General features: G+C 43.3%; 6 protein-coding genes. All 6 read right to left on the reverse strand.

Features of this window, described 5'->3' with window-relative positions; genetic code table 11:
* Window position 1 precedes the first annotated feature (1 nt).
* The gene (gene cas4, locus ENN47_01425; GenBank protein ID HDP76849.1) at window positions 2–499 is read right to left on the reverse strand and encodes a CRISPR-associated protein Cas4; all 498 of its coding nucleotides are present in this window, start codon (window positions 497–499) and stop codon (window positions 2–4) included.
* Window positions 492–2,843, reverse strand: coding sequence for a CRISPR-associated helicase Cas3' (gene cas3, locus ENN47_01430; protein HDP76850.1), 2,352 nt, complete (start codon window positions 2,841–2,843; stop codon window positions 492–494). Before cas3 ends, cas4 begins: the two co-directional genes overlap by 8 nt.
* A complete protein-coding gene (gene cas5b / locus ENN47_01435) occupies window positions 2,840–3,565 on the reverse strand; it encodes a type I-B CRISPR-associated protein Cas5 (GenBank protein ID HDP76851.1) in 726 nt (241 codons plus the stop codon). Before cas5b ends, cas3 begins: the two co-directional genes overlap by 4 nt.
* Window positions 3,566–3,576: 11 nt before the next feature.
* Entirely contained in the window at window positions 3,577–4,566 is a 990-nt protein-coding gene (gene cas7b, locus ENN47_01440; GenBank protein ID HDP76852.1) for a type I-B CRISPR-associated protein Cas7/Csh2, read from the reverse strand.
* Window positions 4,566–6,341: a TIGR02556 family CRISPR-associated protein gene (locus tag ENN47_01445; protein HDP76853.1), complete on the reverse strand. Its 1,776-nt coding sequence runs from the start codon at window positions 6,339–6,341 to the stop codon at window positions 4,566–4,568. The genes cas7b and ENN47_01445 overlap by 1 nt, the downstream gene beginning before the upstream one ends.
* 4 nt (window positions 6,342–6,345) lie before the next feature.
* Window positions 6,346–6,448 (reverse strand): CRISPR-associated endoribonuclease Cas6 (locus tag ENN47_01450; GenBank protein HDP76854.1); only part of this gene is annotated, 103 nt, incomplete at its 5' end.

Below are 6,448 nucleotides of genomic sequence, written 5' to 3' on the forward strand. Positions count from 1 at the left end.
ATCACACCCAACAATAAGTGTAGTAAGCGCAGTTCTTGCACTTGTTCTGTGTCCGCTCTATCTCTGGAATTGGCCCTTCAACGAGTTTCTGTATTTCTTCGCATAACTTCCCTATTCTGTCTTCTTCTTCATCAGTAAGAGTAATCGTTATTTTCTTCTTTTCTTTCGGCACCAGCAGCTGTCCCTCGGCCTGAACTCCCATTTCTTTTAGCCTCAGAAGATAGAAGAGTAGCTGATCTCTTGCCCCTTCAAGTGAATACTTGGACTTCTTTATCTCGCTGACGATCGTTTTTCCCTTTTTCTCTTCGACCATGTCGAGTCTTATGTTGTCTATAGAGACATCTTTTTCTCCCCTATTCTCATAGGCTGTTTCGTGAATAAGGCGACCAATAGACATTGACGTGTTCTCCTGTTCAGGAATAATTCGATGGGCCATAAGCCAAGCTTCCCTGTGGCAATTTGAATACGAGAGTATGAGGCTTCCGTTGATGTCAATCACAGAAGAAGTTGTCTCCTTCTGGTTTAATACCCGTTTTTGGGTCATAGTAGCGCTCTATCTCGTCATTTGATATGTAGCAGAATCCATGTTGTACTTCGGGTAAGAAGTAGCTCTCGGCACCAGGATGCGTGTATACCCTGAGATTTACGACATAAGGAGCCAGTGCTCTGGCAGCTTGCTTCTTTCTTGCAAGGTGTTCATACCTGGCGTCTCTATTGGGTATCTCCTCAAGTATTTGGCAGTAGTTCTGCCAGTTTTTAGCTGCGGCTTTGTCAATTTCAAGAAAGACAGGAACGCTCAACGCGTTCTTTATTTCTTCGATAAGGCTGAAACTTGAGATCCCTTCAAAGTCCATGTCTCTAAGGGCGTCAAGAAGATTCAAAGACTCATTCTCCAGTCCTTTCTTTGTCAGTTCTTTGAAATAATCATCGCCGAGTTGGTACATCTGGGGTTCATTCAGTTCAGAATTCCCATTCAATGTGCCCCTGGTGGTTTGCATTATTGTTGAGTTATAGATCCACGAGAAGGGTCTGTTTGAACCGTCTTTCAAGAGTTCGACGATTGCAAGTTCACCGCGTCTTTTTTCCGACGAGCGATTAACTCTGCCCGCGACCTGAAGCAAGCTGTCGAAAGGGCCGAGATCTCTTATCGAATAGTCAAAACTGAGGTCTACACCTGCCTCGATAAGCTGTGTTGTGACCAGAATGTGGAAGCCCTTTTTCTTAAAGACCTTTCCGATTATGTCTCGACGGACTACCGTGGGGATATTCGATGAAAGGCAGTCCAGCTTCTTCTCGTCGATGCACAAGTCATTTTTCATGAATTCATACAGTTCCTTGCAGCTTTTTATGGTATTGACAACAATCATGAGAGATTTCTTCTCATCTGTTGCAGTGGTTACATAGTCCTGCAAGATCCCTGTTTTGAAATCCTCCAAGGTGACCTTGCCGAGATACTTGACGTCATATCTGTTAAGCTCATATTTTTCTTTAATTAGCTGTTCAGATGAAATCAAAAAAGGCTTTGGAACAGTGGCGCTAGAGAATATTATGGTTGTACCGGCGTATTTTGCAAGGTGCGATAGCATTTCGCTGGCGACTTTCCAATATTTCGGCGGGACAGCCTGTATTTCATCGAGTATGAGAATAGAACCTGGGATTCTAAAGAAACGAGTGTTCCTCTTGTCTGTAAGCATGGAGTCGAAAAGACTCACGAAAGTGGTGAGAATAATCTCGCTGTCCCATGAGTTCAGAAGGATATCAGCGAGGTATGCTTCGTAATTCTCTACTTCTCCAGCTATTTCGCTGTCTGTTCTTGAGTATTCAAGATCTGTAAGGTGATGCTGCTGTATCAGTATTTCTGACGAAGTATCTATCCCACCGTTGGTCAGAACCCTGGATACAGTCTCGTATGTCTGATCGATTATGCTCAGAAAGGGCAGGCAATAGACTACTCTTGGTGTGTAGCCTTTCTTTTCCAAGATCTCTTCCCTCTTCTTGAGTGCCAGTGATGTTATCGCCAGGGTTTTGCCTATGCCGGTTCTGCCCCTTATGGTACCTATGTTGAAATCCAGGCGCGATATGCTTTCTTTATAGAACTCGTTTCTCATGTTGTTCATTTTGGTTTGAGGGTTATCGAATTCTCTGGCCTTTCTGAAATCATCTACAAGGTCTGAAGGCAGTTTTAGACGATTGGATTTGTATTCTCCAAGAAAACCGGCGTCAGTTCTGTCTGCCCATGTAAGGAGAGATGAAAGATAAGCAAACAGTAGATATGGCCTGATCCCGTTCTTTTCACTCTGCCGACCAAACAATCTTGTCCACCTAACAATTCTCTTTGCCAGACCGTCTATATCGAGATTAACTTCCTCTCCAAGTATCTTAGAAAACCTCTCAACGTATTCTTTATCGAGCCGCTTCTTTATCTCTTCAATCGGCCTTCGTCTGTCTTTGTAAATGTCGATTAGGAAGTTGAAAGCCTTTGCCCTGCTGTGATGGTATTTGACAACGGCCATCCCTATAAGAATGGCCGCAGCTTTATCATCGGAGATTTGTCCATTAAGATAATGACCGAGTGCAATGGATCCAATCACTGCGTGTTGTGAGAGTTCTTTATCTACACGTTTACCACCTAGCGACTGCTGAAAATACGTACTGCATTTGCCTAGATCGTGAAAATAAGCGATACCTTTCACCAGGATTTCGAGATCAAAATAGCTTATGCCAAAAAGCTCTTCGCAGTTGATGAAATGTTTCCCTTCTGCAAGTTCGCTAGACATAAGCGAATAAACACCACGAGTATGATCTATCAGCAGCCTATGCGGATGTGAGCAAATCTCGGTCATCTAATCATCACAGCCACTTCGCCGTCGGGGGTTGCAAAGCCTACTACTATTGACTCTGGGTCGACTGAGCTTGCAATCAAGGGTTTACCCTCCGCCTCGTAAGCTATCTCGCTGTATTCAGTCACGTGACGATAGTTGTCCATGGAAACTGCGTGAGTTTCCCTGAAGATCTTCTGTCCATTTGACATGACAAAATTGGTGCTATCTGACATATAAATCGCCGAGTAGATCTTTTCCGATCTGACCAGGATTCTTGCTTCGTAAGTCCCTATGTAATTAACCCTCGCTATAAACTCGGTAATTCCGAGATACGGCGTGTAATAGCATTCTTTTTTTGATACAAGTCTTTCCAGTTTTTCAAACAGAGGGCTATCTGCGCAGATGTGAAGGCGATAAATTGGTTCTTTCACCATTTCTACGGGAACCTGTATGTGCAAAACATTCTTGGTCGCAGCATCCGCCTTTGTGTAGGAATAGTTCATGTTGAAACGCACCTTTTCGATGGGTTTCATTATACGTACACCGATCCGCACGTTTGAGTTTTCCAGTTTTGGCACATGCTCGCTCTTGCCAAAGCCACCACTCTCAATTCCAAGAATGGCTCCCACTATTCCAAGCACAGCAGTTCGCGGGGGTATAGCATAAGTCAGGGAAGAGGTTGTCGAGTATGGCTGCCTGAAATGTGCGTAGTCACTGGCTATGTCGAAGACGAGGACTTTCATGAGTCCTCACCTCACTTTTCCAGATATTTTGTTTTGCCGGGAAGCAAGTCTTCGATCATGAATTCTCCGGCGTCTAGAGTGAGCTTCAGTCGCGAGTCAATCATGTATCTGACTTCTTTTATTTTGTCTTTGTATGTATCAAGGAGTTCCTTCAGCTTGGAGACCTCCAGAGCGAAATCTTCGATTCCGCGGATCTTTTCGTCGGGGAGATCAGATTTCAGTTCAATAGCTTTGTCTAGCTCGCCGATATGAAAATTGCCTCCCTCATTGTAAACAACATCAATTAGAAGCCTTGGGAGCTGCTCCATCTTCGAACGGGTTATGAGATCTTTGGTTCCGTCCCACATTGCCTCAAACATCTTTTTCAAGTCCTCATCGCTTAAGAGAGTCTTTTCGGCAGTGTTCTGGTTCACAACTCCATAAAAAGCTATACAGGAGTAATTAAGGGTCCATTCCTCTCTAAAGCTGCGTTGCCCTTTTTCTTCTTGAGAAACAAAAGCAGCCGTGCCTTGAGTGAAAACCGGATCGACAGCGTGAACAGATCTACCGAATCTGAACTGAACAGGTCCGGTATATGTTATGCTGCTTATACCTTTCTCTTTTTTCTTCTTTTTATCTTTAGATTCGCTTTCATCAGAACTTTTCTCCTTTTTTTCTGATTTGAAAGCCAATGTCCCACCGAATAGTCTTAAGTCTATAAATTTGTTTAGCAGATTTTTGCTAACTACTGAGGTATTTTCAGGATTCATTTTTGTTGGATCTTCACCAAGAACAGCTGCAGCTCTTTTTGTTGCAGTTACTGCTTCGCCATTAATAAAAATATCTGATTTAGTATCCTGAAGATGATCCCTTATCGTTCTCTTCAACCTTACATCCGAAACAATGTTTACTCCGGTAGTTATGTCTAGCCTAGGTTTGTTGCTATCCATTGGATCGCCATTTGGATTCCCGTCTTTGACATCGTAAACGAAGACAATTTCATGCCTATTCTTTATCGCCATTATTCTTCCCCCCCCACTATTTCTCTTGCATCTTTGGGTTCAGCTTCTGCTGGGTTCAGTTCCTTTCTGAAAACTCCTGTTGCGAGTTCACCAGCCAAAAACGCGTAGTTCAGATCTTCTATAGGTGCTTTCCATTCGAAACCACTGCTCAGCAAAAATCCATCAGCTATCTGAAAAAGACTCATCAGTGGTCCTTTGACCTTTACCGGGTCCATTTCCTTCCCGTACTGAGTGGTCTTCCATTTCAGATCCTTGAAATGGTTCATAAAATCCAACGGTCTCATATTGTATGCTTTGAGCTTTAGGTCGACGGTGCTCGCGATATTTAAATCTTGCTGGAATCTGGCGATTCTTGAGTGTATCTGTCCCATTATGAACAGTAACTTCTCTTCATCGGTTCTGAAGAAAGTGGGATACTTCTCAAAAAACTCATCGATCCTCTCTTCTCGTTCTTTTACCATTAACGGATTACCTCCTTTGATGTCTTTTTGGAGCTTATCCATGAAGAGTCCAAACGTAATTAACTGCTTTGCCCTGGTAACGTAAGGATCTCCCCGCAGTTTTTTGGAGCTTATTGTTTCCAACGTCGCCCTTTTAAGGGGAACCAGCGAAACCGCAGAGCCTTTGAAAATTGCCTCAAGATAGTCAAAGAAAGTCTTCAATCTGTTGTCTTTAAAGACATCATGAATAGTGCTAAATTGAACCGAGGGAGAATACTCGGTAGTTCCGAAAACACCCTTCAGTTCATCTTGTACCTCCGACATCCTCTTGGATATGTTTCTTAGGCGACTCGGTGGTACATCCAGTACACTCAAATTGATTTTCATTTCCTGGTTATTTATGGTGTAGAAAACAAAATTCAGTGTCGCATACAGCCCTTCAGCTAATTCGGGAAGCATGAAGGTCTCTAGATTACAGTACCCACTGTTTTTATATGCGGTGTCTTTCAGGTTAGTGATCTTACTCAGCCCTTTTCTAGCGTCTCCGATTGCATCCTCAGCATCGGCTTCGTCCGGTGCGTGAAAACGAGGTACGATGTAAACTCTGGAACTGTAAAAACCCATGCTCAAGTCTTCATCAAGTACTTTCTTGCCGAGTGCCAACTTGGAAAAACAATCCTGGCACAAAGGCATGTTCACATAGTGGTTTTTATCGTCCATTTCGTAGGCAAATCCAGGCTTATCGAAAGATGCGAACTTGAAAATGTCGCTTGCTTTCAAGCCTATTGTCCGCCTTTTTCCACATAAGTAACAGGTCCCAACATATTCACCCGAGCTACTGAGTATGTTTTCCAGAAAGATTGTCTTGAATTCTTCGATATCTCCGGGGTACAGTTCTTTATAACCGTCAACGATAACCACAGTGTAGAACTTGCGCTCATTCTTGTTAGAAATGGCTGCTGCCATCTGATCAAGAGTTGCAGAGATGATCTCTTCTGACTCCGCAAGAGCCGCTGCAACTTTTTCTGCATAGGGAGTTTTGTTTTGCGTACCGAAATTAATGAATTTCTCAATAATGACTCTTGATCCCTTGCCCGCATCTCTAAGAGTAAGAGACATCGGAACTTTGATGTTCCCTTTCTTCTCCCGGAAGAGATAGTTGCGGCGAGTTTTCTCTCTTTTATCGCAACCAGAATATCGAATGATCTCTCCATTATTCTCTAGCACAATTGTCAGTTCATGAACATATTTTTCCCCTATGTCTGTTGTGTACATCTGTGTTTTATCCTTACCCTTCGAGACAATTCTTCCAATTTCGTAGGTTGATTTCAGCACTGTTTCACCTCCTTTCGATGGTTTTTATCATTCCAAAACCCTGAGCGTTCTTTGAACCCAGTCCCCAGTCGTAGGCTATCGATATAAGCTCTGGGTATGCCTGCAGC

The organism is Mesotoga infera, from assembly GCA_011045915.1.
In the GTDB taxonomy this organism is placed as follows: Bacteria; Thermotogota; Thermotogae; order Petrotogales; family Kosmotogaceae; genus Mesotoga; species Mesotoga infera_D.